The organism is Ureibacillus endophyticus (assembly GCF_003628435.1).
Taxonomy (GTDB): domain Bacteria; phylum Bacillota; class Bacilli; order Bacillales_A; family Planococcaceae; genus Ureibacillus; species Ureibacillus endophyticus.
Genome location: NZ_RBZN01000105.1, coordinates 1 through 1947 on the forward strand (window position 1 = coordinate 1; position 1947 = coordinate 1947).

General features: G+C 27.3%; 1 protein-coding gene and 1 rRNA gene. Both read left to right on the plus strand.

The window, feature by feature from the left end:
• Positions 1–103, plus strand: a 5S ribosomal RNA gene (gene rrf / locus D8M03_RS17475); the annotation flags it as partial.
• Between the two features lie 533 nt (positions 104–636).
• The gene (locus tag D8M03_RS17480) at positions 637–1629 is read left to right on the plus strand and encodes a replication initiation protein (RefSeq protein WP_121216051.1); all 993 of its coding nucleotides are present in this window, start codon (positions 637–639) and stop codon (positions 1627–1629) included.
• Positions 1630–1947 lie beyond the last annotated feature (318 nt).

Genomic DNA, 1947 nt, shown 5'->3' on the forward strand with positions numbered 1-1947 from the left:
GCAAAGAGGTCACACCCGTTCCCATACCGAACACGGAAGTTAAGCTCTTTAGCGCCGATGGTAGTTGGGGGCTTCCCCCTGTGAGAGTAGGACGTTGCTAGGCAAATAAAAACCACCACTAAATTATAGTGGTGGTTTTTTGTATGTATTAAAATTAATAGCTGAATTTTAGCTAATGAATTATATCTAATATTCATTGTTTATAACTGATATATCAATTGAATATGTCAGCATATAGCACAAGCATAACTTGCATTGTATCGTGCTATAGCCTACAAGTATGCTTATTATATGTTATGTTATATAAATTTTTATATGTATAAATAAAAAAGCAAGTTTTAATAAACATATAATAAATATTAAAATATCTAAATTAATATAACTAATAATAAATATTAATTATATTAATTATATTTAACGATTCCACGAACCTTAGAGCCCCAATCGATTGGGTGGATTATTGAAACTTTTTTATCCCTCTATTGAAACTTTTTTATCCCTTTATTAAAACTTTTTTATCCTTTCAATTGTAACCGATTTATATAAAAGTTATAATTAAGCTTAAAGTTAATAACTTGATTAAAATTAAGTTATTAAAAAGGGGATAAAAAAGTTTTAATAAGCAGGTGTAGATCCGTGGTACGGAAAAATGAAAAAAAGAAAATAATTAGTTATGAAAACAGTATTTTAAAAAGTAATGAAATCTCAATGGCAAAACTTAATAAAGGTTTGACACTTAATCAAATGCAATTATTAGCGTATGCTATTTATTCTACTCAACAAAGCGGAAATACAGAATTTCATAAAGCTGATTTTGAAAGAAAGTTTAATATTGAAAAATATCAAACTATCCATGCTAAAGAAGATGCTCAAAAGTTGTTAGCACTTCAATTTTCAATTGAGGACTTAGAAAATGATTATTTTGAGTATTGGAATGTATTCGGTTCAATTAAATATAAAGAGGGATTGTTTACTTTCAGATGGAATGAGGATTTTGTACCACATATTTTAGAATTAAAAGAAAAATACATCACAACTGATTTAACGATTACATCACAATTTAAAAGTGGGTTTAGTTGGATATTATATGATTATTTAAAAGCTCATTATGGATATTGGCATAAACCGATAAGTAAAGATGCACTTATGCGTTTATTCGGTGTAGAAGATGTTAAAAGTTATAGCAATAATACAGGATTATTCAAAAAGAAAGTGTTAGATATGGCAATAGCTGAAATTAATCAATACACAGAACTACAAGTAACATATAAAGAATTAAAACAAGGTAGAGCAATTATAGGTTTTGATTTGCATTGGTCAAATGGATCAACATCGATTAGTGCTACTCAAAAACAGATAAATGAACTTAAGATAATCATTGATGCGGTATTTGTTGATGCGCTTAAATATATAGATATAAACAATCAACAATCAAGAGAGAGGGCAATTAAGTTAGTACGTGAATTAGAGGGGTATAGACAATATACTGATAAACCTATTTGTATTACTAAAGAGAGAGCTGATTTTTTATTAGTAAAATGTAATACGATTCTAAAAGAATTAGAAAACTTGAAGGAGCAAGACCATAATAAACCATCTCTTTATAATTGGTTAGAGGAAAGAGAGTAAATATGAGTAAGCAAAGATTAACCAAACATAAACTTAATAGGAATGAAAAATATTTATTTTTTTATTGACGAACTAGTTTCATAGTGATAATATTATATAGCCGTCGCAAATGCGATGGAAAAATTGAAATTTTAAAAATTGACTTTATTAATTTTTTTTGATAAAATTTAATTCCTGTCAAAAAAACGACAGCAAAAATGAACTTTGAAAACTGAACAACAAAACGTTAATGAATATAGTTTCTCATTAAATTGAGGAACAAAATTTTGGACATCAATTTTGATGCCAGCAATTTTTTGAGCTTTATCAAATTCTTTT